Below are 24,359 nucleotides of genomic sequence, written 5' to 3'. Positions count from 1 at the left end.
CCTCGAAGGGAACAAGCGGGCAGGTCAGCGGCCTGCCGTCGCGTCGTCGGCCGCCGGGGAGCGACGCCGCCTCGTGACCGCGAGATGACAAGTGAAGAACCTGCGGAGACGGTGAAGGGTTTCGCGGAGGCACGCGATCGGGTGGATGTGTCTGTGTAAAGAGGCCCGCGCCACCGTGCCTCCGGCGCCGATCGCGAGGTCACGTCGCCTGCCCAGGAGCCGGGTTTCCGTGATGCGGCACGAGATCTTTACGATGAGGGCGAGGAAGTCGAGTTGGAGGCTGTGAAGAGTGTTCTCGATTGAGGTCCGGTCGACCGCGCCCGCGTCCGTACTCGTGGTGCGGGGGGAACTCGACTTCGACAGCGTCGTCCAACTGGACGAGGCTGCCGACCGTCTCCTGGACGAGGCCGACGGGCAGGGAGCGCTGGTCGTCGTCGACTGCACCGCCCTCGACTTCTGTGATTCGTCGGGAATCGGATGCTTTGTCCGTATCTATCAGCGACTGGCGGCGCACGGTGGCGAACTGCGGCTCGCGGCGGTCCCCGCGACGGTGGCGCGTGCCTTCTCCCTGACCGGCCTGGACCAGGCGATCGGCGTCCATGGGACGATGGAGGCTGCTCTGGCCTCCGGCAGTGGTGGGCACGGACCCGACTCCAAGGGGAGTGCTCCCTCGGCGTCCCTGTCAGCTGAGAGGTAGCAGAAGCGATGACACGCGTACCGGAACAGCCGGCACCGACCGCCCTTCCCACCGTGGTACGTCCGCACGCCGACGAGCAGGCCGGCCACGATCTGCGCGCGCTCTTCGGACAGTCGACGGCCGTGTTCGCCTCCCTCGCCGGGCCCGCCCACCTGCTGGAGAGCGCGAATCCCGCCTTCATCGCGGCGATCGGCGGTGACGGCCGCGCCCGTACGGGCGCGCCCCTGGCGCAGCTGATGCCGGAACTGGCGGACCAGGGGTTCCTCGAACTCCTGGACCGGGTCTACCGCAGCGGCAAGCGCCATGTCGGCCGCGACACCCGCGCCCTGCTCGGCAGCGGTCCCACGGCACGCGAGGCCTTCTTCGACTTCTCCTACGAGCCCCGACTGGACGCAGGCGGCAATGTCACCGGCGTCTGGGTGTTCGGCGTGGAGACGACTCAGGTCAAGCAGGCGCAGCGCCTCACGACCGAGCACCGGGCGTTGCTGGAGCAGATCGCCCGGCAAGCACCCCTGCATCAGGTGCTGGACGGTATGGCACGCACCATCGAGGACCTCTCTCCCGACGAGGTCCTGGTCTCCGTGCTGCTCGCGGACGCCGACGGCCGGCGCCTGCGCCACGGTGCCGCGCCGAGTCTCCCGGACTTCTACAACCAGGCCATCGACGGCATCGCCACCGGCGAGGGCGTCGGTTCGTGCGGTACGGCGGCCCACCGCCGCACGGCCGTCATCGTGACCGACATCGCCACCGACCCCTTCTGGGACGACTTCCGCGACCTCGCCGACCGGGCCGGGGTCGCCGCCTGCTGGTCCACACCCATCCTGGCGCGGGACGGCTCCCTCCTGGGCACCTTCGCGATGTGCCACCGCGCCCCGCGCGCCCCGCAGGAAGCCGACCACGCGCTCGCCCGCGTCTTCGCCGACACGGCGGCCCTGGCCATCGAACGTCACGAGGCCGAGCAGGGGCGCCTCGCCGCCGAGGCCCGAGCGCGGGCGGCCCGCAACGACCTGGCGTTCCTCCTGGAAACCAGTACCGCGCTGACCAGCAACCTCGACTACCACGACGCCCTCCAGCGGCTGGCCGACTCCTGCGTGCCGGTCCTGGCGCCGCTGTGCGCCATCGACATCATCGAGGGGGGCCGCGTCCGTCGCGTCGCCACCGCCGCGCCCACGGTCCAGGAGCGGGCGCTGCTCGCCTCCCACATCCCCGTCTACGACGCCGCCGACGACGCCGTGGCCCGCGTCCTGGACACGGGCCTGAGCGAGGTCGCCCGGCGCGCCCCCACCGGCCCCGGCCCCTGGCACGACCTGTCGGTCACCGGCTACGTGTGCGTGCCCCTGGTCGACCGCGGCCGCGCCTTCGGCACCCTCACGCTCCTCACCACGGGCGAGGACGCGGTCGACGGACACACCGTCGCCCTCGCGGAGGAGCTCGCCCGCCGAGCCGCCTCTGCGGCCGCCAACGCCCGGCAGTACACGCAGCGCGTCGCACTCGCCCGGGACCTCCAGGCAGGCCTGCTCCTGCCCGAAGTGCCCGTGGTCCCGGGCGCGGACATCGCCACCCACTACCACCCGGCGGGCGAAGGCCTCGACATCGGCGGCGACTTCTACGACGTCTTCCCCCTCGCCGACGACCGGTGGGCGTTCATGGTCGGTGACGTGTGCGGCCGTGGTGCCATGGCCGCCACCACGACGGCCCTCGTCCGTCACACCGCCCGCGCGGTCGCACCCCTCGTACCCGGCCCCGACGCCGTCGTCGACGCCGTCAACCGAGCCCTGCTCAACCGGCCCGACAGCCACGGCACCGGATTCGTCACCCTCGTGTACGGCCACCTCACCCCCACCGAGAGCGGGCTGGACATCACACTCGTGCGGGCCGGCCACACCCTGCCGCTCCACATCACGGCCGACGGCACACGCCCCGTGGACGCCACGGGTTCCCTGCTCGGCGTCACGCCCAGCCTCCATCTCCAGGCGCACCGGCTGACCCTGCGGCCCCAGGAAAGCCTGCTGCTGTACACCGACGGCATCACCGAGGCCCGCGACAGCGCCGGTGAACTGCTCGGAGAGGAACGCCTCGCCGACGCCATGCCGTTGAACCAGCCCACCGCGAAGGCCGTGATCGGTACCGTCATCGACACGGTCCACACCTTCACCGACGGCCGCCACGGCGACGACGACCAGGCGATCCTCGTCCTGACAGCAACTCCCCAATAGCCACCGCGGGTCGGGCGCTCCGGACGCGGCCGCGGGGCTGAGGCGAGCTAGTCGGAGTTCTGCCACACGAGGATGCCCGGCCCGTCCGGGGTCAGAACGGGCACCCATGCTTCGTCGGTCTCGGTGAGGCGGGACTCGTCGAGGGCCAGAGGGGTGGGGCTCACGTCGTCCTGGTTGGCCGACCCCCAGATGTGCAGGTCGGCGACCTCCCGGCGCAACCGGTCGAGCAGGTTCGGCGGCCAGTCGAGCCGCCTCGATCCGCAGCTTCTGAGCGCGCCGACGAACAGGTCGTTCAGGCCGGCGTCCGCGCCGGGGACGTAGAAGGGCAGCAGATAGCCCTCCTGCTCGTAGGGGATACAGCCGTAACCGCCGCCCTGGGTCTGGTAGATGACCCCGGTCGGCGCGGCCACCACGACGAACAGCCAGCCGGAGCCGGTCTCGTCGATGTCGAGGAAGACGCGTCGCTTGCCGTCGCCCCCTTCGGCTCTGCCCTTCGTGTGTGCTGCTCCACCTGTGACGGACATGGGTGGCAGCGTCGCACGGCCGGCCGGTCGTCGCATGCGAGTTGATCCACCGCCGTCACGTTCGGCATCTCCACCGGAGAAGGGGCTATCGGTCGGCGTCGGTCCTGTTCCGGTGGGCCTCGGTCAGCAGGGTCTGCAGGTGGAGCCCGCGCCGGGCGTCGAGTTCGGACGCGGTGCCCGTGCGTACCGCGGTGGCGAACTCCCTGCGGAGGACGGGCCAGGCCTCTTCGTGGTCGATCGTGGCGGTGTCGTAGATCAAGGGTGCCTCGGCGCCGAAGAGTTCGACGCGGGTGATGGCGCGCGGGACCTGGACCGAACCCGAGAGAGTCGCCTGGCTGACGGCGCCGTTGGCGTGTTCGACGGTGAGCTCGGTCCAGCGGCGTGCGTCGCCCGTGCTGCGGATGCCCGTGATGGGGGCGATCGCGGTGTCCAGAAGGTCGAGCAGGTGAGGGCCGAGGTCCAGGAGGGCGCCGTGCTCCAGACGCCAGCCGGTGGCGAACTCCCCGCCCAGGAAGGCGCCGTGGAGGTAGCAGGAGCGTGCTCCGAGAACGTCGACTGCCTGTGCTCGGCGGAGGAACTCCCTGGTCGCCGGGTGGTAGCGCTTGGTGAGGACGAGCTGGGAGACGACACCGGCTTCGGCGACGGCGTCCGCCACGCGGCGGGCCGCCGACAGATCGGGGCCGAGCGGCTTCTCCAGGAGGAGGGCCTTCCCCCGCTTCGCCGCCAGAGGGGCGAGCTCCGCCTGGACGGCGGGGGGCACCGCGAAGGCCACGGCCTCGCAGTGGTCGAGGAGTTCCTCGAAGTCGCTGGCGACGTGGGCGCCATAGGGGGCGGCGGTCTCCCGCGCGGCCTCCGGGCGGCGGGCCCAGACGGCGCTGAGCCGTGTCTCGGGCCCGGCGGCGAGGACGCGGGCGTGCATGGCCCGGGCCCAGGGGCCGGCTCCCACCAGCCCGACCTCGACGGGGGCGTGCGTCCAGGCGGCGAGGTCAGTGGTCACGTTCGTTCTTTCCTTCGGTCGGTGCGGCCCGCCGTCACAGGGTGAGGCGGGCGAGACGGGTGTCGGCGCGGGCGGGGGAGTAGAGGATCTCGACGACCATCGACGCGGCGCCGATGAGGCCCGCGTGATCGCCCAGCCGGGAGGTGACGACCTGGAGGTTCGCGGTCGTGCGGGGCATGGCGCGCTGGTAGAGGAGTTCACGCACCCCGGTCATGAAGGGGACGCCGGAGAGGTCGCCGGCGAGCATGAGGACTCCGGGGTTGAGGAGGGCGACCACGGTCACCAGGACCTCGCCGGCCCGGCGTCCCGCGTCCCGGGCCAGCCGGATCGCGTCGGGCTGCCCCTCGGCGAGAAGGCGCCTGACGTCCGAGCCGGAGGTGGGGTGGAGGCCGAGTTCGGTGAGGTCGCGGGCGAGCGCGCGGCCGCTGGCGACGGCCGCGAGACAGCCGTAGGAACCGCACATGCACAGCGCGTCCGGCCGGTCGTGCAGGCGGATGTGGCCGATGTCGCCGGCGCCTCCGTCGACACCCCGGAAGACCTGGTTGCCGATGACGACGCCGGCGCCGATGCCCGTGGACGCCTTGATGAGGACGAAGGCCGAGCAGTCCTGGTGGTTGGCCTGGTGTTCGGCGAGGGCCATGAGGTTGGCGTCGTTGTCGACGAAGACGGGGACGGGCCCGTCCTCCGCACTGACGCCGACGTGCTGCGCGTAGGCCTTCTGGAGCCGTTCGCGGATGGGGTACTGGTCCCAGCCCGGCATGATCGGCGGCTCGACCACCCGGCCTGTCTCCCAGTCGACCGGGCCCGGGACGGAGAGCCCGATTCCGCAGATGTGGGTCGCCTCGGTGCCGGCGGCGGCGATGAGGTCGGGGAACCACGAGGACAGCTGGTCCAGCACCTCGTCGGGCCCGTCGGTGATGTCCAGGGGCCCGGTGTGTTCGGCGAGGATCGTGCCCGCGAGGTCCAGGACGGCGGCGCGGGCGTGCCGGGTCTCCAGGTCCACGGCGATGACCGAGGCGTGCGTGGGATCGAAGACGATCTGGTGGGAGGGCCGGCCGCCGGTGGAGGTACCGGTGCTGTGCCGCAGCCAGCCCGCCCGGTTGAGCAGGTCGAGGCGTTGGCCGATGGTGGAGCGGGACAGCCCGGTGGCGCGCTGGAGGTCGGCGCGGGTGTTGGCGCGGCCGCCGCGGATGAGCTGGAGCAGCTCGCCCGCGCTGACCTGGTTCGGCGTCATCGTGAAGTCCCCCATGACTCAGCTCTTGTCGGCGCCGCTGGTGAGGCCTTCGGTGAGGAGGCGCTCGGCGGCGAAGAACAGAAGTACCACGGGAATGGTCAACACCACGGAACCGGCCATGAGTACGGTCTTGGGGACTTCGATTCCGTTGGACAGCTGGGCCAGTCCGAGGGAGACGGTCCACTGGTCGGGGGCGGCGGCCAGGAACAGCAGCGCGAACAGGAACTCGTTCCAGGCGATCATGAAGACGTACAGCCCGGTCGCCATCAGCGAGGGCAGGGCCAGCGGCAGGATCACCTTGCGGATGGTCTGGAGCCGGCTGCAGCCGTCCAGGGCGGCCGCTTCCTCGATGGAGTACGGGATGGTGACGAGGTAGTTCTTCAGCATGTAGATGGACACCGGCACGGTCTGCGCGACGTAGACGATGGCCAGGCCGATCAGGCTGGAGGACAGCCCCATCTTGGCGAAGACGACGAACAGCGGGACGGCCAGCAGGGTGGACGGGAAGAGGTAGACGGCCAGGAAGAGGGCGCTCACCTGCCGCCGGCCGAAGAACTTCAGGCGGCTGACGGCGTAGGCGCCGGGGACGGCGGCGAGCAGGGTGAGGACGACCGTCGCCAGGGACACCAGCGCGGAGTTGAGCAGGAACTTGAGGAAGCCCTGGCCTCCGTCGTCGGTGGACCTGAGCACGTCGTGGTAGGTCGACAGCGTGAAGTCCTTGGCCGGGACCCACAGGGAGCCCGGGTCGAGCAGCAGGGCGTCGATGGGCTTCACCGACAGCATCAGCATGTAGTAGAAGGGCAGCACGGTGATCACCACGAGGAACGCGATGACGAACCAGCGCAGGACGCCGAAGAACTTCTCCTCGAACTGGGCCCTGGTCAGGGTGGCCTTGGGGGTCACGATTCCTCCTGGACCTTGTTGCCGAAGAACTTGAAGTAGAAGCCGAGCAGGATCACCAGGGCGGCGGCCAGGACGAGTGCCTGGGCGGCCGCGGCTCCCACGTCGTAGCGGGCGGTGAGGAAGTCGTAGACGCGCACACCCGCGACGTCCGTGCCCGCGCCGCCGCCGGTCAGCAGGTAGACGTCGTCGAACTTGTTGAAGGTGAGGATGAACCGCAGGACGCAGAGCAGGGCGATCACGGGCATCAGCTGCGGCAGCAGGACGTGACGGAAGCGCTGCGTGGGAGTGGCTCCGTCGACCTTGGCCGCTTCCTCGAGGCTGTCGGGGATCGCCTGGAGGCGGGCGAGGATGAACAGGAACGCGAAGGGGAAATAGCGCCAGCACTCGAAGGCGATGACGGTCAGCAGGGCGAGCGGGATGTCGAAGTGGACGCCCAGCAGGTGGACTTCGTAGGAACGCGTGGACAGGAACGCGACGGGATCGTCCCAGCCGAACAGGCGCCGGCCCCAGTCGTTGACGATGCCGTACTGCGGACTGAGGGCCACCTCCCAGACGAAGGCGACGGCGACGACGGGGGCGCAGTAGGGCAGCAGCATCGCGGCACGCAGGAGTCCACGTCCGCGGAAGGGTGTGCGCAGGGCGAGGGCGGCGACCAACCCGAGCAGGATGGAGCCGAACGTGGCGCCGACGGTGTAGATGAGGGTGGTCGTCAGGCTCGACCAGAAGCCCGCGGAGTCGAAGACCTGGGTGAAGTTGCCGAGGGTCCAGCGGCCGAAGAGGCCCATGCCCTGGATGTCGACCAACTTGGCGTGCTGGAAGGCCAGGAGGACGGTCCACAGGATGGGCAGGACGACCACGACGAGGACCACGAGGAAGGTGGGCGAGACGAACGCGAGGCCGGCCCGGTTGGTGCGGCGGCTCGCGGTCATCGGGCGGCGCTTGGGCGCGGCGGGCTGCGGCGCCGGCCGCGTGTCGGGATCCCGGCGCTGCTGTGCGTCGGAGGGGGCTGTAGTCATGGGGAGACCTTCGTTACGTGCAGGCGGGCGGCTACTGAAGGGACTTCTTGAGGGCGGCGACTTCGTCGTCGGCCTCGCGGGCCGCCTCGCTGGGCGAGGTCTGGCCGCCGGTCATCTCGCCGATGGCCTTGGGTACGGGCAGTTCGCCGTTGGTGGCGCCGACGAGGGCTCCTTCGCCCTGGGCGATTCCCCAGCGGCGCATGTTGCTGACCCCGGCGGCGAGTTGGTTGAGAAGGCTCGCGGGGTAGACCTGGTCGAACGGCTTGCGGGTGTCGACACCGATGTCACTGTGCCGCCAGGCGTCGATGTAGCGGTTCGGCTCCTCGGCGGTGCCGTGCCGGACGGGGATCTTGCCCTCGGGCGACATGCCGAACCAGGACTCGTAGCCGGAGCCCATCATGTACTCGATGAACTCCCGGGAGGCGGCGGTCTCCGCGGTCTTGGTGGTGACCCAGGAGGTGACCTCACCGAACTGGGCGGCCTCGGCGGCGTCGGGCCCCTTCAGCGCGGTGACGATACCGCTGTTGCGGGCGAGGTACCCGGGGTCCTTCTTGCACTGGGGACAGCTGGGCAGGGCGTCCTTGCGGAGGCCGGCCAACTCGTCGAGCAGGAAGGAGGACCAGATCACCATGGAGGAGCGCCCGGCGAAGTAGGTGGCCCGGGTGGAGTCGACGGTCTGGGTGCCGGGGGCTCCGTAGGCGCGGGCGAGGCGGTCGTAGGTGGCGAAGGCCTTCTCGCACTGGGGTGAGGCGAGGGCGATCTCGTGCTGGTCGTCGACGAGTTGGCAGTCGTTGGCCAGGGCGACGCTCTCGAAGCTCTGGGACGTGAAGACGTCGGAGGGGTCGGTGGCCGCGGACATGCCGTCGTGGCCCTTGCCGGTGAGGGCCCGGGCGGCTTTCAGGGTGCGGTCGTAGGTGTCGGGTGCGGGCAGGTGTTTCTCGTCGAACTGATCCTTGCGGTAGACCATCAGCTGGAGCCAGGCGTCGGACGGGACGCCGAGGCGCGTGGCGCCGTCGGAGGTCAGATCCAGGGCGTTGGTGTTGAACGTCCTCTGCCCGAGCTCGCTGACGATCTTCTTCGGGATGTCGGTGTTCAGCAGGCCGTTGGTGTACATCTGCCAGACCTGACCCATGGGCGCCGCACCGATGACGTCGGGCAGTTTTCCGGAGGCGGCCGCCGCCATGATGAGCTGGGGCATCTGGCCCTCATCGACGCCGACGAGGTGGACCTTGATCCCGGTCCGCTTCTCGAACCCGCTGACGATCTTCTGCGTCGCGGCGACGCGGTCGGGGAGGTTCTCCTGGGACCAGACCGTGATCTCCCGGTCCGGTGCGCCGGGCCCGGTGCTGCCGGAACAGCCGGTGAGCAGCCCGAGCCCCAGGGTTGACGTGACGCCGACCGCGGTCACCTTCGACCGCAGGTGCTTGCTGAGCATTGCGTGTCCTCGTTCCACTTACGTCTACTGAGCACGCATCTCAGCATTAGTTTTGCTTGTTGACAAGACATAAGTTCCGGTTATTGTCATCTCAACCCGCCACCCGCAACCTTCCGGAGTCATCCGTGGAACGCGTCGTTCAGTTCACCGGCCCACGTCAGGTGGAGGTGGTCGAGCAGTCTCACGCCGACCTGCCGCCCGGACATCTGAGAGTCCGCACCCGCTACTCGGGCATCTCCGCCGGCACCGAGCTCACCGCCTACCGCGGCACCAACCCGTACCTGACCCGCACCTGGGACCCCGAGGGCCGCCTGTTCCGCGACGGAGCCGCCGGCATCGAGTACCCGGTGGCCGGCTGGGGCTACTCGGAGGTCGGCGAGGTCGTCGAGATCTCTCCCGAACTCACCGGCACACCCGGTCTGCCGCGCCCCGGCGACCTCGTGTGGGGCATCTGGGGACACCGCAGCGAAGGTATCGTCCCCGTCGAGCGCATGATCGGCCACACGCTCCCGGCCGGGCTGGACACCCTGGCCGGAGCCTTCGCCCGGGTGGGCGCCATCGCCTACAACGCCGTCCTGGCCGGCGACATCCACCTCGGCGAGGACGTCGCCGTCTTCGGCCAGGGCGTCATCGGCCTCCTCGCCACCCGCCTCGCCCAGCTCAACGGCGCCCGCGTCACCGCGGTCGACGCCCTCGACGGACGCCTGGAGACCGCGAAGGCCTACGGCGCGCACCACACGCTCAACGCCCGCACCGACAACGTCGCCGAGCGCATCCGCGAGGCCACCGCGGGCTCCGGCGCCGACCTCGCCATCGAGATCAGCGGCGTCTACCCCGCCCTGCACGAGGCGCTGCGCTCGGTCGCCGTCGGCGGCCGCGTCGTCGCCTCCGGCTTCTACCAGGGCGACGGCGTCGGACTGCGGCTCGGCGACGAGTTCCACCACAACCGCGTGCAGCTCATCTGCTCCCAGATCGGCGGCGTCCCACCGCAGTTGGCGGGACGCTGGAGTGTGGAACGCCTCCAGCAGACCTTCCTCCGGCTCGTGGCCGAGGATCAGGTCGACGTCGCCTCCCTGGTCAGCCACGTCATCCCGGCCGCCGACGCAGCCGACGCGTACGTCCTGCTCGACGAGCGTCCTGCCGAGGCGCTGCAGGTCGTCCTGGAATTCTGAAAGGCCCTTCCCCATGCTCAAGACCGCCGCCCAGGAACAGCTCCTGCCCGGAGACACCCTGCAGGCCAAGTGGGAGTTCGCCCAGCAGGCCGGCTACGACGCCGTCGAACTGCGCGCCAAGGGCGACTTCCACTTCGCCTCCCGCCTCGACGAACTGAAGCGGGCCCGCAAGGACGGGGTCGTCATGCCGACGGTGTGCGTCGAGATGCTCCACTTCTTCGGAGCCTTCGACGAGGACGTGCGCCGCGACGCCATCGCCCAGATGAAGTCCCAGCTCACCGTGATCGCCGAGATCGGTGGCATCGGCGCGCAGACCCCCGCCTCCTACGGCATGTTCTCCCGCCGGCTCCCTCCCTTCGAACCGCCGCGCACCGAGGAGCAGGACCGGGAGGTACTCCTGACCGGGCTGACCGAACTGGGAGAACACGCCCGCAAGGAGGGCGTCACCCTCTTCCTGGAACCGCTCAACCGGTACGAGGACCACATGGTCAACCGACTGGAACAGGCCGCCGACCTGATCCGCGCGACGGGCCTCGACTCCGTGAAGATCGGCATCGACAGCTACCACATGAACATCGAGGAGGCGGATCCCGCCGCCGCGATCCTCGCCCACGCCGAGTGGATCGGGCACGCCCAGGTGTCCGACTCCAACCGCTTCCAGCCCGGCGCCGGCCACCTCGACTGGCCCGCCTGGCTCGGCGCCCTGCACACCATCGGCTACGACGGCTACCTCGCCGCCGAATGCCGTCTCACCGGCGACCCCGTGGAGGCCGTCCGCTCCGTTCCCGCCTTCCTCCAGAGGTCCGGCGCGTGAACACCCTGCTGGACCGGCCCGCGCCCGCCGCAGCCGCAGCCCTGACCCTGCGGCGCGGCGCGGCGCGGGTCCTCCTCGACAACTGGACCGGCACCTCCACCGTCCCCTCCCGGACCCTCTACCCGCACCAGTGGAGCTGGGACTCCGCCTTCATCGCGATCGGGCTGCGCCACCTGTCCGCGCGCAGGGCCCAGCAGGAACTGGAGTCCCTGCTCGCCGCCCAGTGGGCCGACGGCCGCGTCCCGCACATCGTCTTCAACGACGCCGTGCCCGCCGACGCGTACTTCCCCAGCCCCGACTTCTGGCGCTCCTCCCGATCCGGAGCCACCGCCGGAGCCCCCGCGAACCGGGAGACCTCCGGGATCGTCCAACCACCGGTCCACGCCCTGGCGGCGTGGCTCGTGCACAGCGCGGACCCGGCCGAATCCCGGCGCCGCGGCTTCCTCTCCCGGGTCCACCCCCGCCTCGTCGGCTGGCACGACTACCTGCTCACCCGCCGCGACCTCGGCGGCGACGGACTGGTGTCCGTGGTCCACCCCTGGGAGCCGGGGATGGACAACAGCCCCACGTGGGACCGCGCCCTCGCGCGCGTCGAACCGACGCCACCCGGCACCTTCCGGCGCGCCGACCTCGACCACGGCCAGCCCGCCGACCGCCCCACCGACCTCGACTACGGCCGTTACGTCAGGCTGGCCACCGACTATCGCGACGCCGGATACGACGACCGCGCCGCCGAGCACCGCTTCGCCGTCGAGGACCCGGCCTTCAACGCGCTCCTCGTCGTCAGCGAACTGGCCCTCGCCGAGATCGCCCGCGAACTGGGCCTGCCCGGCGAGCCACACCGGGAACGGGCGGATCGCCTCACCCGGCACCTCGTCGACACGCTGTGGGACGCCGGCGCGGGCATCTTCCGGGTCCGTGACCTCGGCGACAGGAGCCTGGTCGACGAGCGGAGCATCACCGGACTCGTCCCGCTGATCATCCCCGGACTGCCACCCGAGATCGTCCGGCGCCTGAGCCGGGCACTCCACGGCCCGCACTTCACCTCGCCGGCCACCCGTCTGGTCCCCAGCTACGACCTCACCGGCCACGCCTTCGCCCCGCACCGCTACTGGCGCGGTCCGGCCTGGTTCAACACCGCCTGGCTCATCGAGCGGGGACTGCGCACCCACGGACTGCACGGCGACGCCGCACGGCTGCGCCAGGGATTCCTCGCGGACGCCGGACGCACCGGATTCGCCGAATACCTGGACCCGCTCAGCGGCGAGGCCCGCGGCGCCCGCCACTTCTCGTGGACCGCCGCCCTCACCCTCGACCTCCTGTGCGCCGACGACGCCGACCCCAAGGAGCCCCCACCGTGACCACGGCCGGCCACCACGTACAGCTCGTACGCGACGCCACCTTCGCCCACCTCGACGCCGACGGCGGCATCAACGCGACCCCCGGCACCCTGCCCGACGGCCTGTTCCTGCGCGACGCCCGCCACCTCAGCCGCTGGCAGCTCACCGTCGACGGCAACGCACCCGGCATCCTGGTGCCCGCCGAGGTCCAGGACGACGCCACGGCAGCGTGCGTCCTCACCCCTCCCGGCACGCGGGACCAACCCGCCGCGTACACCGTCTTCCGTCAACAGAGCGTCTCCGCAGGCGTGTTCACCGAACACGTGCGGCTGGTCAGCAACCGTCCCGAAGCGGTGACGGCGGTCCTGGAACTCGTCGTGGACGCCGACTTCGCCGACCTCTTCGAACTGCGTGCCGACGACCGGCGCTACCCGAAGCCCGACGCCGAACGCCACTCCGCCGCCACGGACACGGGCGTGCTGTTCACCTACCGGCGAGCCGACTGGCAGTCGCACACCGCGCTCACCTGCCGTCCAGCACCGGACGCCACGGAAGCCGCGCAGGCCGCGGGCCCCTCCACCGCCAGGGTCCTGCGCTGGAACCTGCCCCTCGAAGCACACGGGCAGGCCGAACTCCACCTCACCGTGCGCGCCCATCCCCACGGCATGGCACCCCAACCACCGGCGGCACCACGGCACTCGACCTCCCCCGCGTCCCGGACCGAGGCCGCCCCGGCAACCGACGATCTGGGGCGCGCCTGCGAGCGCGGACTCGCCGACATCGACCTGCTGACCATCTCCGCCACCGGCCTCGACGGCGAAACGGTCCACGTCCCCGCGGCCGGCATCCCCTGGTTCCTCACCCTCTTCGGCCGTGACTCCCTGCTCACCTCGTACTTCCTGCTGCCGTACCGCCCGGACACGGCCGCCGCGACCCTCAGCGCCCTCGCCGCCACGCAGGGCCGCCGCCACGACGCCTTCAGCGGCGAACAGCCCGGCCGCATCGTCCACGAAACCCGCCACGGAGAACTCGCCCACTTCCGCCAGGTCCCGTACGGCCGCTACTACGGAGCGGTGGACGCCACCCCGCTCTTCCTGGTCCTCCTGCACGCCCACTACGAGGCGACCGGCGACGCCTCCCTCGCCCGCCGGCTGGAGAACCACGCCCGCCGTGCGGTGGAGTGGATGCACACCGACGGCGGCCTGGACACCCACGGATACCTGGTCTACCAGCCGGACCCCGGCGGCCTGGTCAACCAGAACTGGAAAGACTCCGAAGGTGCCATCTGCTTCGCCGACGGCACCCAGGCGGAGGGCCCCGTCGCCGTCTGCGAAGCCCAGGGCTACGCGTACGACGCGCTGCTGCGAACGGCCCGGCTCGCCCGCGACGTATGGAAGGACGCGTCTCTCGCGGAGCGCCTCGACAAGACCGCCGCCGACCTGCGCGACCGGTTCCACACGGACTTCTGGATGCCCGAAGCGGACTTCCCGGCCCTCGCGCTCGACGGCCACGGGCGCCGGGCCGACGCACTGGCGTCGGACGCCGGCCACCTCCTGTGGTCGGGCATCCTCGACACCCCCCACGCTCAGCGCGTCGGCCGAAGGCTGTTGGAGCCCGACTTCTTCTCCGGCTGGGCGATCCGCACGCTCGCCGCGGACCAGCAGCCCTACCACCCGCTCTCGTATCACCGCGGCAGTGCCTGGCCGCACGACAACGCCGTGATCGCCCTGGGCCTGGCACGCTACGGGCTGGCCCGCGAACTCGACACCGTGACCGGCGGCCTCGTCGCCGCGGCCGCCCACCACGGCCATCGCCTCCCCGAGGTCATCGCGGGCTACGACCGCGCCACCACCCCGCGTCCCGTCCCCTATCCGCACAGCTGCTCGCCGCAGGCCTGGGCGGCGGCGACACCGTTGGCGCTGAGGACGGCGCGGGAACGGGTCCGGTCGGCCGGCGGGTGAGGCGTCCCCCGCGGCTCACGCCCGTCGGTCCGCCACCGGGTGGTGTCCCGGTCCGTCGGTGTGACCGGCCAGGGGCGTCGGGGAGAGCGCGGTGTCCTCCTCGCCGGGTTCGAGGAGGGTGTAGGCCGGGCCGATGACGAGCGGGTCCGGTGTTCCGACCGCCTCGGTGTCCTTGTTGGTGTAGTCGATGCGGGCGAGAAGGCTGCGCATGGACTCCAGACGGGCTCGGCGCTTGTCGTTGCTCTTCACCACGGTCCACGGGGCGTGCTCGGTGTCCGTGGCGCGGAACATCTCGATCTTCGCGAGGGTGTACTCGTCCCAGCGGTCCAGGGAGTCGAGGTCGGTGGGAGAGAGCTTCCACTGCCGGACGGGGTCCACCTGACGGATGGCGAATCGGGTGCGCTGCTCGGCGCGCGAGACGGAGAACCAGAACTTCACCAGGATGATCCCGTCCTCGACGAGCATCGCCTCGAAGGCGGGACACTGCCGCAGGAACAGGTCGTACTGGTCGTTCGTGCAGTAGCCCATGACGCGCTCGACCCCGGCACGGTTGTACCAGGAGCGGTCGAAGAAGACGAGCTCACCCGGTGCCGGCAGATGCGCGGCGTAGCGCTGGAAGTACCACTGTCCGGCTTCACGTTCGGTGGGCTTGTCCAGGGCGACGATGCGCGCGCTGCGAGGGTTGAGGCGTTCGGTGAAGCGCTGGATCGTTCCCCCTTTGCCCGCCGCGTCCCGCCCCTCGCAGACGACGACCACGCGGGCGCCGGTGTCCTTGGCCCAACGCTGCAGCTTGAGCAGCTCGATCTGCAGGATGCGCTTCTGCCGGTCGTACTCCTTGCGCCGGACCCGGCGGTCGTAGGGGTAGTTCTCCCGCCACGTCGCGAGCGGACGGCCCGCCTCGTCCAGGAGGACGGGCTGTTCGGGACTGCTCGCGTCGATCGTCAACCCGTCCAGCAGCGATCTCTGAGCCTCGTCCATCGCTCACCTCTCGGCCCGGTCCTGCGTGATCCGTGCGGATCCGCGTTCGGTGCACGCCGTGTGTGGTTCCCAGAAAGCCGCACCTCACGCCCGCCTCCGCGGCGGATGGCCGGAGGGGGCTCGCACGGCGACGGGGACTCACGGTCCTGCCTCTCAGCATGCCCGACGTGGGTAGTCCCGGCCCTTCTGGGAACTCGGCCTGCGGGCGAGCGGAGCCGCCGCGTCGCCCACTCGGAGGGAGTGCAGTGATGGATGTGCGAGAGACCGACGACGGCCGGGGGACGGGCGTCTGCAGGGCTTGCGGGAGCAGGCCCGCGATCCCGTCCGCGAGCGGTCCCATGCTGTGCGAGCACTGCGCCGGGGTGCTCGAGATACCGGACAGTGCCGGACTGGTCGTGGACGACGGTGCCGGGGTCCGGCGGGAGTTCGAGAACCGGGGCGGGCGCCGGCATCACTGACGGGCGGCCCGCACGGCCGCGCCGCCTCTGACGGGAGCGCAGCGCGGGCCGTGTGACGTCGTCACGAAGGCGGCAGTGACGGCGCGGGCGCGTCGGCCTCCAGGGCCGCCGCGCGCAGGGCGGCCGCCACCCGGGTGACCGGGTCGGCCGGCGGGTGGGGGAGACGGGCCAGGAACAGGCGCCGCGTCTCCTGGGGGCCTCCGCGCACGGGGAGCACACGGACTCCCGGCGGAGCGGCGGAGGCGAGGGTGGCGGGCACGGTCGTCAGGCCGAAGCCGGCGGCCACGAGATGCAGCTTGGCGAGCCAGTCGCGTGCGGTGTGGGCGATCTCGGGCCGCTCGTCCAGGCCCGGCCAGACGCCGAGGAGCCGGTCCTCTCCCGAGGAGGTGCCGGCGATCCACCGCTGACCGCGCAGGTCGGCCACGTCGACGGCGTCGGCCCGGGCGAGCGGGTGCGTGGCGGGCACCGCCAGACACAGGGGACGCTCGGTGAGGGTCTGCACCGCGAGCGGCGGCGACTCGGCGTCCGGCGGCCGGAACGGCGGGGCGGACGCGAGCAGGGCCAGATCCAGGCTGCCGGCCCGCACGGCACGGACGAGGGAGGGAGTCGTGCCTTCCCTGCCGACCACACGCAGCCCGGGATCCGTCGTCCGCAGCGCGGTCAGCGCCAGCGGCAGCAGTACGGCTCCGGCGCTCGGGAGCCACCCCAGGCGGACCGTCCCCGACTGCTCGGGCAGACCGGACAACTCCCTGGCGGTCGCCTCGATCTCGTCGAGCACGACGGTCGCGCGGCGCATGACGATCCGGCCTGCGGCGGTGAGCCGCACGCCGTCACGCCGCCGCTCCAGCAGCTCGGCGTCGGCGGCCCGCTCGATCGCTGCGATCTGCCGGGACACGGCCGACTGGGTGTAACCCAGCGACGCGGCGGCCGAGGTGAACGTTCCCTGCTCGGCGACCGCGCGGAAGACCCGCAGCGCGGTGAGTGACACATCCGTGAAGTCCATGACGTTCACGCATACTAGCCATGCTCAACTCTCGTTGGACGCATAGGCCGCGGGTTTCTAGCGTGGAGGCATGAACGCTTCTCGCATCGCCCTCGTCACGGGCGCCAACCAAGGACTCGGCCGCGCCCTCGTCGAAGGACTGGCCGCCCGCATGAGCCCCGGCGACCTGGTCCTGCCCACCGGCCGGGACGGCCGACGGGTGGCGGACGCCGCCCGCGAGGTCGCGGAGCTTCCCGGTACCCGCGCCCGCGTGGAGGGCCGGATCCTGGACGTCACGGACACCGACGCCGTCGCCCGTCTCGCCGAAGACCTCCGGGCCCGCCACGGCGGGGTCGACGTCGTCCTGTCCAACGCGGTCGCCCGCGTCCTGCCCGAGGAGTCCCAGGCCGAACGCGCCGACGAGTTCATCGACGTCTCCAACACCGCCACGCACGCGATCCTGCGCTCCTTCGCCCCCGTCCTGCGTCCGGGCGGCAGGATGCTCGTGGTGGCCAGCAGCCTGGGCACACTCGGCCACCTCGATCCGCGGCTGCACCCTCTGTTCGACGGCGCGAGCCTCGACCAGGTCGAGTACGCCGTCGAGTCCTGGCGCAGCGCCGTCCACGCCGGGACCGCGCAGGAGGCCGGCTGGCCGGTCTGGCTGAACGTGCCCTCGAAGGTGGCCCAGGTCGCGGCCGTGCGCGGTGTCGCCGCCGAGCGCCGGGAGCGCGACCTCGCGGCCGGGATCCTGATCGCGGCCGTATGCCCCGGCATGGTCGACACCGCGACCTCGCGCCCCTGGTTCAGCGACTACAGCCAGGCGCAGTCGCCCGCCCGGGCGGCCGGGGCCCTGCTCGACCTGGTCTTCGCCGAGCGGGTGGATCCCCCTCTGTACGGCGAACTGATCCGCTTCGGCAAGGTGCTGCCGTGGCACGACGGCGCGCCCCTGGTGGAACAGGACCGCATGGTCAGGCCCTGAGGCGCCGGGACGCCGGCCACGCCAACGCTCCTCGCCAGGGCGGGAGTTGCCGTGATCCGCCGTGCGTGATCGTCGCCGCACGGTCGGAGCCCGGGTGCCGAAGGGCGCGCAAGTGGCAAGCGGCATAGCCTAAAAGTGCACGTTGATGTGCCTATGCGTGTGTCGACCAGGCGAGAAGGTGAGTGCGATGCGCGTCATGCTCAGGGCGACCATGGACACGGAGAAGGCCAACGAGCTGATCAGCAGCGGCAAGCTCGCGGAGCTGATGCGGGAGACGATGGAGCACCTCAAGCCGGAGGCGACCTACTTCACCACCATCGACGGAAACCGGGCCTGTTTCATGGTCTTCGACATGCAGGACACCAGTGAAATACCGTTGATCGCCGAGCCGTTCTTCATGAACCTCGGCGCGCGGCTCGAACTCGCCCCCGTCATGAACGCGGAGGATCTGCAGAAGGGTCTGTCCCAACTGGGCTGACCCCAGAGGCGGAAGACCGGACACGGCCCCTACTGGTGGCCGCCGGAGTCGATGGCCGTCCAGCCGTTCTCCAGCAGGGCGAACGCGCGCCTGATGGCCTCGCGGGGGTTGTCCCGGCCGTGGGCGGTGCGGGGGGCTTCGAGCGCGAAGTGGGCCAGGGCGATGCAGGCGGGGTCGTCGTGGGGCAGGCCGCTCTCCTCGGCGATGACCCGGGCCAGGGCGTCGGCGTGACGCAGCCACATGGACTGGACGTAGTCGCGTAGGGCCGGCGTGCTGTCGACGAGGCCGAGGAACGCGGTGAACTCGGCGTCGCCGTCCGCGGTGGCCAGGCGGAGGCACAGCGCGTGCTCGCACAGGGCCGCCGGGACGGACTGACCGGCGGGGCGATCGCGTACGGCGGAGAGGAGCCGGGCCTCCTGGTCGGCTTCCTCGTCGAAGACCAGGGCTTCCTTGACCGGGAAGTGCTTGAACAGCGTCGTGGTGGACACGTCGGCGGCATCGGCGATCTCGCGGATGCCGACGTCGTCGTATCCGCGTGCGAGGAAGAGGCGCAGGGCGGCGTCGGCGATGGCCTGACGGGTGGCGGCCTTCTTGCGCTCACGGCGCCCGATCGGAGCGGCGGCGGTGGGGGAGGTCTCTGTCTCCGGCATGTCTCCATCCTACCCTTAGGTGGATCGACTTCAAAAGTGACACGGTTGCACTTAGTGAGTCGGTGTGCTCTTCTGGGGTCGCGGCCCGCTGTCCAACGCGCTCCGCATCCTCATCCATTGCCATCCCTCGCCGGCCTGTCCGGAGGGACGCCACTGTCCAGCCCGCCCGGCGCCACCTTCCCGGGTGGGACGAACGGAGCATGATCATGAACACCACCCCGACTCCCCGCATCGCCATCGTCGGCGCCGGTCCCGGCGGCCTGACCTGCGCCCGGATTCTTCAGCGGCACGGCATCTCCGCCACCGTCTACGACCATGAGAGCGGACCCGACGCCCGGGACCAGGGCGGAACGCTCGACCTGCACGAGGACAACGGTCAGATCGCCCTGCGCGAGGCCGGCCTCCTGGACGCGTTCTTCCGGCTGTCCCGCCCCGAGGGCCAGGAGATGCGTCAGATGGACGCGGACGCGACGATCCTCTTCCACCACACCCCCGAAGCGGGCGACCGCTTCAAACCGGAGATCGACCGCGGCCGGTTGCGCGACCTCCTCCTCGACTCCCTCCAGCCCGGCACCGTGCGGTGGGGCCATAGGCTGCGGTCGGTCGACGGTCCGGCGGAGGGCCCCCGCCACCTGTGCTTCGCCGACGGCACGACGACCGAGGCCGACCTCGTCATCGGCGCCGACGGTGCCTGGTCCACGGTGCGCCGCGCCATCTCCCCGGCCGTCCCCCGGTACAGCGGCGTCAGCTTCCTCGAAGCGTGGTTCCACGACGTAGAGAACCGGCATTCCGACATCGCCGAACTCGTCGGCCAGGGCGGCGCCGCCGCGGCCGACGGCGACCGCGGCCTGTTCGCCCAGCGCAACAGCGGCGACCACATCCGCGTCTACATCATCCAGCGCGTGCCCGCCGACTGGATCACGGGCGCGGGTCTGACCATCCAGGACACGGACGGCATCCGCGCCCTCCTCCTGGACCGCTACCGCGACTGGTCGCCCCGACTGCGTCACCTGCTCACCGACAACGACGGCCGCTACGTCGACCGCCCGATCCTCGCCCTGCCCGTCCCTCACACCTGGGACCACAACCCGACGATCACCCTGCTCGGCGACGCCGCCCACCTCATGCCGCCGCTCGGCGTCGGAGTCAACCTCGCCATGCTGGACGCCTGCGAACTGGCGCTCGCCCTCGCGAAGAACAGCACCATCGACGAGGCGATCCACGCCTACGAGGCCACCATGCTGCCTCGCTCCCACCGGATGCAGGAGCTCCTCGACGGGGGTGCCGAACAACTGCTCTCCACGGAACTCCCCGACTTCGCTGACGCGGAGAGCCGTTGACGGCACCAGGGCGCCGCCCCCCGGTCCGGGCACGTCTCGAAATTCTTGGCCGAAAGCAGTGGCGTAGACCTCTCCGCGCCGGGCACTTGAAGAGCTGCGTGATGACACTCCGTGCCAGATGCGGTGTCGGACGCCTTACATGTGGCCTGGTTCTCGTGACGGCGGTCGGCCGCCTCGCGAGCTGTTCAGGGGGAGAGGGAGAACCATGATCCTTCCGGCGGAGAGGGAACTGCGCGCCGTGCTGGCCCGGTTTGCCGAGGTGCGCATCGAACACGATGTGCGCCCCACCGGCCGTACCAGCCGCGCGCTCGACGACGCCACGTACACGCTGTGCGTGATGACGGGGGCCCGGACGGCCGAGCAGGCCCTGCGTACGGCCGATGCCCTGCTGGAGCGCTACGGCGCCGACCGCGCGGGCGGCGCCACGCAGGCGGACGAGACGTTGGCCGCGTAGAGGCCGGTGATCGGTCCTCGCGCGGACCGGCGATGCCGTTGTCGTCCTCGCCGGACGTCCTAGAGGTCGAGAACGATCTCGTCGGCCGGTTCGCTGCAGCAGATCAGGACCGAGCCCGCCTCCGGGAGTTCGAGGGGCGGAGTGGTGTACGTGACGTCGCCCGAGATGAGCGGGGTGACGCAGGTGTGGCAGACGCCGGTACGGCAGGACCAGCGGGTGCTGACGTCGCACGCCTCGGCGAGTTCGAGGAGCGATGCCCGGGCCTGCGACCAGGGGACACTGATGCCGCTGCGGGCGAAGGCGACGAGCGGGCCGGTGCCCTTCGGGCCGGAAGGCTGGTGGGGCTCGACCGTCGGTGCGGACGTGATGCCCGGATTGACGGCCGCGAGCGTGCTGAACTCCTCGGTGTGGATCCGCTCGGGACGCAGACCGTGATCCCGGAGCGTCGCGCCGAAGGCGTCCATGAAGGCCGTCGGCCCGCACAGGTAGGCATCGGCGTCGGCGGGGATGCCCATGGCCGCGAGGGACTCGGCGGTCGGGCGTCCCCGCCGGACGTAGGCCTCGTCCGCGGACGGGGTCGGTTCGTCGGCGGCCGTGTAGTACACGCGTTCCTGGGCGGCGGGCAGCCGCGCCAGGAGCGCGTGCGTCTCGTCGGCGAAGGCGTGATGGGCGCGGTCGTGCGCGACGTGGATCCACCAGACCGGACGGGCGTCTCGTGCCGCGGCGAGTTGGTGCAGCATGGCCACCACGGGGGTGGCACCGATTCCCGCCGAGGCGAGGACGATCGGCCCGGAGCCCTCGTCGAGGACGAACGTCCCGCGGGGGCTGGCGATCTCCACGAGGTCCTCGGGGTGCAGACCGGCGTTGAGGTACGTGCTGACCTGTCCGCGGGGTTCGTGTTTCACGCTGATGCGGTAGGCGTCCGCGTCCGGCGCCGAGGACAGGGAGTAACTGCGCACCACCGGGGTGGCGCCGTCGATGCCGAGGCGGATGGACAGGTACTGGCCCGCCCGGGCTCTGGGCAGGGGAGTGCCGTCGGTGGTGTTCAGGTAGATCGACGACACCGTGGGGGTCTCGTGGGCGATCCGGGCGACGCGCATGAGCTTGAAGCCCGGCCACCCCGGGTCCTGCCCCTGCGGTGACGGGGCACCCGAGAGCTCGCGGAACGACTGCTGCCATCCGGGGCTGAGGGCGGGGACGTTCAGCGCCCTGCGCAGTTGGTCCGCGTCACGGTCGGGGAGGTAGAGGAGCGCGTCGGTGTCGGCGACGCTGAGCCGCTCCGGGCCCCTGCTGATCAGCGTGATGTCGTCGCCCGCCTGGACGTGTCCCTCGGTGAGGACGCGAAGGTAGAAACCGGGGCGATGGTGGGCGACCAGGAGCGACGGCATGGTGGGTTCGCCGAGGCGCATGCCGACGCGGTAACAGGTGACGCGGGGCTGGGTCACCTCGAATTCGGCGTCCCCGATGCGGTAGCGGTCGCCGATGCGGACGTCGTCGTCGGGCAGCCCGTCGACCGTGAAGTTCTCTCCGAAGTTCCCGAACGTCAGGTCGTCGCGACCGAGCTGCTTCTGCCAGTACTGGTAGGACTGCAGCTGGTAGACCAGTACGGCCCGCATCTCGCCGCCGTGACCGGCGAGATCGCCCTGGCCGTCCCCCTCGATGTTCAGTCGCCGCACCAGCCGTGGGCCCTGCACGGGCGCCTTCCACACTCCGGTGTGGACGGTCCGCCCCTGCCACGCGACGTCTTTCGGCATCCCCACGTTGACGGACAGCAGTGTCGCCATTGCGGACCTCCTGCACGATGGACGGCCGGTGCGGACCATGCCTGCTGTGCGATCGGCGCGATCTCCGCGCTACGGCGATTCTATTTCCGCGGACACGGGACCGGCCTCCTCAGCCGGCGCACGGCATGATCGTTCCGGCGTTCCAGCGTGCCCGGGCCCCCTCGCCGGCGGTCCGGTCGCCGCCCGGTCGTCCCGCGCGCGACGTCAGGGCGTGCTGTCGCCGTCCACGGCTGCGGGATTGAGCGAGGCCAGCAGTTTCAGCAGCAGCGAGTGAGCGTGGCCCTGCTCCGCCGGTGTGAGCGCCTGCAACGCCTCGGCGTGGGTCGCGTCGACCGCCACCAGGGCTTCCCCGTGAAGCCGGCGGCCGGCCGCCGTGATGTGCAGTCGTTGCGTGCGCCGGTCGCCCGGGGTGGTCCGGCGCTCCAGCAGGCCCCTCTCGACCAGGCCGTTGACCGCGGTGCCCATGGACTGCGGGGTGATCGCGGCACGGCGGGCCGCTGTCGCGCTGGACACACCCGGATCGAGGATCGCCTGCGTCATGGCGTTGTTCTGCGCCAGCGTCAGCTGGAACGGACGCAGCGTGCGCTCGATCCTGGACGCCATGATCTGGCCGATCTGCCAGGCCACATAGCCCGTGCGCCGGTCGGGGTTCTCGTCGGGATGGTTCACGCGGCGTACCTCATTGGAAGGCAACTGATTATGCTGTGCAGATATTATCAGCTGCCTTCCAATCTAGGATCACCTTCGATGGCCCAGCACCTCTCCACCCGGCAACCGCACAAGCACGCTCTCGACGTGGCCCACCCGCCTCCACGCTCCGGCGCGGCACGGGCGGTACTGCTCCCCGTAGCCGTCGTCCTGCTCATCGGCACCGTCTTCGTGAGCGTGTACCTCGCCGCCTTCCACGCGCCCCGCCCCCACGACCTTCACGTCGGGACGACGGAGGTCGGCTCCCGGCAGGAGCAGCTGCGCGACGATCTGGCACACGCCGTCCCCGGCGGGTTCGCCCTCGAAACCTTCCCCGACGCGCAGGCCGCCCGCCATGCCGTCCAGGACCGAACCGTGTACGCGGCCTATCTCGGCCAGGGGAAGCTGCTGTACGGAAGCGCCAACGGAGCAGCCGTCACCGGCACCGTGACCGCCGCCTTCGGTCCCGCGGCCCGGGCCGAGCACCACGCACTCTCCGTCGAGGACGTCGTCCCGGCGGCGCCGGGGGACACCCGCGGACTCTCCGTCTTCTACGCGGCCTTCGGGCTCGTGCTGGCCGGCTACCTCTTCGGCATGACGACGTACCAACTCGCCCCCCGGCTCGAGTACCGCCATCGCATGGCGAGCCTCGCCCTGTTCGGTGTGGTCGGCGGCGTCGTCGTGACGGCGGTCGCGGGGGGTCCGGGATTCGGCGCGCTGCCCGGCCCCTTCTTGCCACTGGCACTCGTGGTCGCGCTGATGGGGGCGGCGGTCGGCGCCACGACCATGGTGCTGCTGCGCCTCTTCGGCCCCGCCGGCGTCAGCCTCGCCTCGATCCTGATGCTGATCCTCGGGAACAGCACCAGTGGGGGCATCATGCCGCCGGCCTACCTTCCCGCCTGGCTGCGCCCGCTCTCCGAGATCCTGCCCGTCGGGGTGGGTGTCCGCGCGATGGAGGGACTCTCCCGCTTCCAGGACGACGGCCTGACCCAAGCGCTGGTGATCCTGCCCCTCTGGGTGATCGGAGCCGCCCTGGTGCTCTACCTGAAGGACGTGTTCCGGCGCGGTGGAACGGCCCGCGCGGAGGCCCAGGTCGAGCCGCACCCCGCCACGGTCTGACGCGCCGCCTTCGCCGAACTCGGCGTCGTGAGGTCGGGAGTCGTATCGCCGTGGCGCGCCGGGCCCACGGCGGAAAAGGGGCCCGGTACCGCCGGAGGCGGCCGGGTGAGACACTCGATGTCATCGCTTGAAGACATCACC

At 71.1% G+C, this 24,359-nt stretch carries 23 protein-coding genes; 12 read left to right on the top strand and 11 right to left on the bottom strand.

Annotated elements, in window-relative coordinates; all coding sequences use genetic code 11:
- Nucleotides 1-289: 289 nt before the first annotated feature.
- Together OG406_RS02120 and OG406_RS02115 are read left to right on the top strand one after the other, a co-directional pair.
- The gene (locus OG406_RS02120; RefSeq protein ID WP_164375810.1) at nt 290-697 is read left to right on the top strand and encodes an STAS domain-containing protein; all 408 of its coding nucleotides are present in this window, start codon (nt 290-292) and stop codon (nt 695-697) included.
- An 8-nt stretch (nt 698-705) separates the two neighbouring features.
- Complete coding sequence (locus OG406_RS02115; RefSeq protein ID WP_329183565.1) at nt 706-2,913, top strand: SpoIIE family protein phosphatase; 2,208 nt, start codon at nt 706-708, stop codon at nt 2,911-2,913.
- Between the two features lie 47 nt (nt 2,914-2,960).
- Here the strand turns inward: OG406_RS02115 and OG406_RS02110 are convergent, their stop codons facing one another.
- From OG406_RS02110 to OG406_RS02085, 6 genes are all read right to left on the bottom strand, one after another.
- Nucleotides 2,961-3,437 (bottom strand): DUF6210 family protein, encoded by a 477-nt coding sequence (locus OG406_RS02110; protein WP_329183564.1) that lies wholly within the window; start codon nt 3,435-3,437, stop codon nt 2,961-2,963.
- A gap of 85 nt (nt 3,438-3,522) precedes the next feature.
- Nucleotides 3,523-4,434 carry a Gfo/Idh/MocA family protein gene (locus tag OG406_RS02105; RefSeq protein ID WP_329183562.1) on the bottom strand — a complete coding sequence of 304 codons (912 nt, stop codon included), beginning with the start codon at nt 4,432-4,434 and terminating at the stop codon, nt 3,523-3,525.
- A gap of 34 nt (nt 4,435-4,468) precedes the next feature.
- Nucleotides 4,469-5,683, bottom strand: coding sequence for an ROK family transcriptional regulator (locus OG406_RS02100; protein WP_267049761.1), 1,215 nt, complete (start codon nt 5,681-5,683; stop codon nt 4,469-4,471).
- Nucleotides 5,684-5,686: 3 nt separating this feature from the next.
- Nucleotides 5,687-6,553 carry a carbohydrate ABC transporter permease gene (locus OG406_RS02095; RefSeq protein ID WP_385388946.1) on the bottom strand — a complete coding sequence of 289 codons (867 nt, stop codon included), beginning with the start codon at nt 6,551-6,553 and terminating at the stop codon, nt 5,687-5,689.
- A gap of 14 nt (nt 6,554-6,567) precedes the next feature.
- Nucleotides 6,568-7,587, bottom strand: coding sequence for a carbohydrate ABC transporter permease (locus OG406_RS02090; RefSeq protein ID WP_266619273.1), 1,020 nt, complete (start codon nt 7,585-7,587; stop codon nt 6,568-6,570).
- Nucleotides 7,588-7,618: 31 nt separating this feature from the next.
- Nucleotides 7,619-9,022, bottom strand: a complete 1,404-nt coding sequence (locus tag OG406_RS02085; protein ID WP_164375818.1) for an ABC transporter substrate-binding protein — start codon at nt 9,020-9,022, stop codon at nt 7,619-7,621.
- A gap of 125 nt (nt 9,023-9,147) precedes the next feature.
- Between OG406_RS02085 and OG406_RS02080 the strand changes: the two genes are divergently transcribed.
- The 4 genes from OG406_RS02080 to OG406_RS02065 are packed head-to-tail and all read left to right on the top strand — an operon-like array spanning nt 9,148 to nt 14,309.
- Nucleotides 9,148-10,194, top strand: a complete 1,047-nt coding sequence (locus OG406_RS02080; protein WP_267049763.1) for a zinc-dependent alcohol dehydrogenase — start codon at nt 9,148-9,150, stop codon at nt 10,192-10,194.
- A 13-nt stretch (nt 10,195-10,207) separates the two neighbouring features.
- A complete protein-coding gene (locus OG406_RS02075; RefSeq protein WP_267049764.1) occupies nt 10,208-11,008 on the top strand; it encodes a sugar phosphate isomerase/epimerase family protein in 801 nt (266 codons plus the stop codon).
- Entirely contained in the window at nt 10,936-12,369 is a 1,434-nt protein-coding gene (locus tag OG406_RS02070) for an MGH1-like glycoside hydrolase domain-containing protein (RefSeq protein ID WP_443067042.1), read from the top strand. The genes OG406_RS02075 and OG406_RS02070 overlap by 73 nt, the downstream gene beginning before the upstream one ends.
- Entirely contained in the window at nt 12,366-14,309 is a 1,944-nt protein-coding gene (locus OG406_RS02065; protein ID WP_329183556.1) for an amylo-alpha-1,6-glucosidase, read from the top strand. Before OG406_RS02070 ends, OG406_RS02065 begins: the two co-directional genes overlap by 4 nt.
- A 15-nt stretch (nt 14,310-14,324) precedes the next feature.
- Here OG406_RS02065 and ppk2 read toward each other — a convergent pair whose 3' ends face one another.
- Entirely contained in the window at nt 14,325-15,287 is a 963-nt protein-coding gene (ppk2, locus tag OG406_RS02060) for a polyphosphate kinase 2 (protein WP_329183554.1), read from the bottom strand.
- Between the two features lie 248 nt (nt 15,288-15,535).
- Here ppk2 and OG406_RS02055 point away from each other — a divergent pair, with 248 nt between their 5' ends.
- Nucleotides 15,536-15,745: a hypothetical protein gene (locus OG406_RS02055; protein WP_164375824.1), complete on the top strand. Its 210-nt coding sequence runs from the start codon at nt 15,536-15,538 to the stop codon at nt 15,743-15,745.
- A gap of 61 nt (nt 15,746-15,806) precedes the next feature.
- On the opposite strand, the gene OG406_RS02050 is transcribed toward OG406_RS02055, so the two are convergent.
- Nucleotides 15,807-16,748 (bottom strand): LysR family transcriptional regulator, encoded by a 942-nt coding sequence (locus tag OG406_RS02050; protein ID WP_329183552.1) that lies wholly within the window; start codon nt 16,746-16,748, stop codon nt 15,807-15,809.
- A gap of 70 nt (nt 16,749-16,818) precedes the next feature.
- On the opposite strand from OG406_RS02050, the gene OG406_RS02045 reads away from it, so the two are divergent.
- Together OG406_RS02045 and OG406_RS02040 are read left to right on the top strand one after the other, a co-directional pair.
- Entirely contained in the window at nt 16,819-17,706 is an 888-nt protein-coding gene (locus OG406_RS02045) for an SDR family NAD(P)-dependent oxidoreductase (RefSeq protein WP_329183550.1), read from the top strand.
- A gap of 187 nt (nt 17,707-17,893) precedes the next feature.
- Nucleotides 17,894-18,184: a DUF3303 family protein gene (locus OG406_RS02040; protein WP_164375827.1), complete on the top strand. Its 291-nt coding sequence runs from the start codon at nt 17,894-17,896 to the stop codon at nt 18,182-18,184.
- Nucleotides 18,185-18,213: 29 nt separating this feature from the next.
- On the opposite strand, the gene OG406_RS02035 is transcribed toward OG406_RS02040, so the two are convergent.
- Entirely contained in the window at nt 18,214-18,834 is a 621-nt protein-coding gene (locus tag OG406_RS02035; protein ID WP_267049771.1) for a TetR/AcrR family transcriptional regulator, read from the bottom strand.
- Nucleotides 18,835-19,040: 206 nt separating this feature from the next.
- Here OG406_RS02035 and OG406_RS02030 point away from each other — a divergent pair, with 206 nt between their 5' ends.
- Entirely contained in the window at nt 19,041-20,174 is a 1,134-nt protein-coding gene (locus OG406_RS02030) for an FAD-dependent oxidoreductase (RefSeq protein WP_329183547.1), read from the top strand.
- A 205-nt stretch (nt 20,175-20,379) separates the two neighbouring features.
- On the top strand, nt 20,380-20,628 hold the full coding sequence (locus OG406_RS02025; RefSeq protein WP_081224345.1) for a DUF5133 domain-containing protein: 249 nt from the start codon (nt 20,380-20,382) through the stop codon (nt 20,626-20,628).
- A gap of 59 nt (nt 20,629-20,687) precedes the next feature.
- Here OG406_RS02025 and OG406_RS02020 read toward each other — a convergent pair whose 3' ends face one another.
- Both OG406_RS02020 and OG406_RS02015 read right to left on the bottom strand, forming a co-directional pair.
- The gene (locus OG406_RS02020; protein ID WP_329183545.1) at nt 20,688-22,412 is read right to left on the bottom strand and encodes an MOSC and FAD-binding oxidoreductase domain-containing protein; all 1,725 of its coding nucleotides are present in this window, start codon (nt 22,410-22,412) and stop codon (nt 20,688-20,690) included.
- Nucleotides 22,413-22,616: 204 nt separating this feature from the next.
- On the bottom strand, nt 22,617-23,081 hold the full coding sequence (locus tag OG406_RS02015) for a MarR family winged helix-turn-helix transcriptional regulator (protein ID WP_329183543.1): 465 nt from the start codon (nt 23,079-23,081) through the stop codon (nt 22,617-22,619).
- Between the two features lie 78 nt (nt 23,082-23,159).
- On the opposite strand from OG406_RS02015, the gene OG406_RS02010 reads away from it, so the two are divergent.
- Nucleotides 23,160-24,218: an ABC transporter permease gene (locus OG406_RS02010; RefSeq protein ID WP_164375831.1), complete on the top strand. Its 1,059-nt coding sequence runs from the start codon at nt 23,160-23,162 to the stop codon at nt 24,216-24,218.
- The last annotated feature ends 141 nt before the right edge of the window (nt 24,219-24,359 follow it).

This window comes from Streptomyces sp. NBC_01428 (assembly GCF_036231965.1).
Lineage (GTDB): Bacteria > Actinomycetota > Actinomycetes > Streptomycetales > Streptomycetaceae > Streptomyces.
Note: the sequence above shows the minus strand (reverse complement) of the source record. Positions and strands in the feature narration are given on the sequence as shown.

What these genes read in the sequence shown, in the direction of transcription:
- OG406_RS02070 (WP_443067042.1), top strand. Translation starts at nt 10,936, where the DNA reads ATGCCGTCTCACCGGCGACCCCGTGGAGGCCGTCCGCTCCGTTCCCGC.
- OG406_RS02030 (WP_329183547.1), top strand. Translation starts at nt 19,041, where the DNA reads ATGAACACCACCCCGACTCCCCGCATCGCCATCGTCGGCGCCGGTCCC.
- OG406_RS02040 (WP_164375827.1), top strand. Translation starts at nt 17,894, where the DNA reads ATGCGCGTCATGCTCAGGGCGACCATGGACACGGAGAAGGCCAACGAG.
- OG406_RS02110 (WP_329183564.1), bottom strand. Translation starts at nt 3,437, where the DNA reads ATGTCCGTCACAGGTGGAGCAGCACACACGAAGGGCAGAGCCGAAGGG.
- OG406_RS02035 (WP_267049771.1), bottom strand. Translation starts at nt 18,834, where the DNA reads ATGCCGGAGACAGAGACCTCCCCCACCGCCGCCGCTCCGATCGGGCGC.
- OG406_RS02090 (WP_266619273.1), bottom strand. Translation starts at nt 7,587, where the DNA reads ATGACTACAGCCCCCTCCGACGCACAGCAGCGCCGGGATCCCGACACG.
- OG406_RS02085 (WP_164375818.1), bottom strand. Translation starts at nt 9,022, where the DNA reads ATGCTCAGCAAGCACCTGCGGTCGAAGGTGACCGCGGTCGGCGTCACG.
- OG406_RS02025 (WP_081224345.1), top strand. Translation starts at nt 20,380, where the DNA reads ATGATCCTTCCGGCGGAGAGGGAACTGCGCGCCGTGCTGGCCCGGTTT.
- OG406_RS02020 (WP_329183545.1), bottom strand. Translation starts at nt 22,412, where the DNA reads ATGGCGACACTGCTGTCCGTCAACGTGGGGATGCCGAAAGACGTCGCG.
- OG406_RS02055 (WP_164375824.1), top strand. Translation starts at nt 15,536, where the DNA reads ATGGATGTGCGAGAGACCGACGACGGCCGGGGGACGGGCGTCTGCAGG.
- OG406_RS02075 (WP_267049764.1), top strand. Translation starts at nt 10,208, where the DNA reads ATGCTCAAGACCGCCGCCCAGGAACAGCTCCTGCCCGGAGACACCCTG.
- OG406_RS02045 (WP_329183550.1), top strand. Translation starts at nt 16,819, where the DNA reads ATGAACGCTTCTCGCATCGCCCTCGTCACGGGCGCCAACCAAGGACTC.
- OG406_RS02100 (WP_267049761.1), bottom strand. Translation starts at nt 5,683, where the DNA reads ATGGGGGACTTCACGATGACGCCGAACCAGGTCAGCGCGGGCGAGCTG.
- OG406_RS02115 (WP_329183565.1), top strand. Translation starts at nt 706, where the DNA reads ATGACACGCGTACCGGAACAGCCGGCACCGACCGCCCTTCCCACCGTG.
- ppk2 (WP_329183554.1), bottom strand. Translation starts at nt 15,287, where the DNA reads ATGGACGAGGCTCAGAGATCGCTGCTGGACGGGTTGACGATCGACGCG.
- OG406_RS02050 (WP_329183552.1), bottom strand. Translation starts at nt 16,748, where the DNA reads ATGGACTTCACGGATGTGTCACTCACCGCGCTGCGGGTCTTCCGCGCG.
- OG406_RS02010 (WP_164375831.1), top strand. Translation starts at nt 23,160, where the DNA reads ATGGCCCAGCACCTCTCCACCCGGCAACCGCACAAGCACGCTCTCGAC.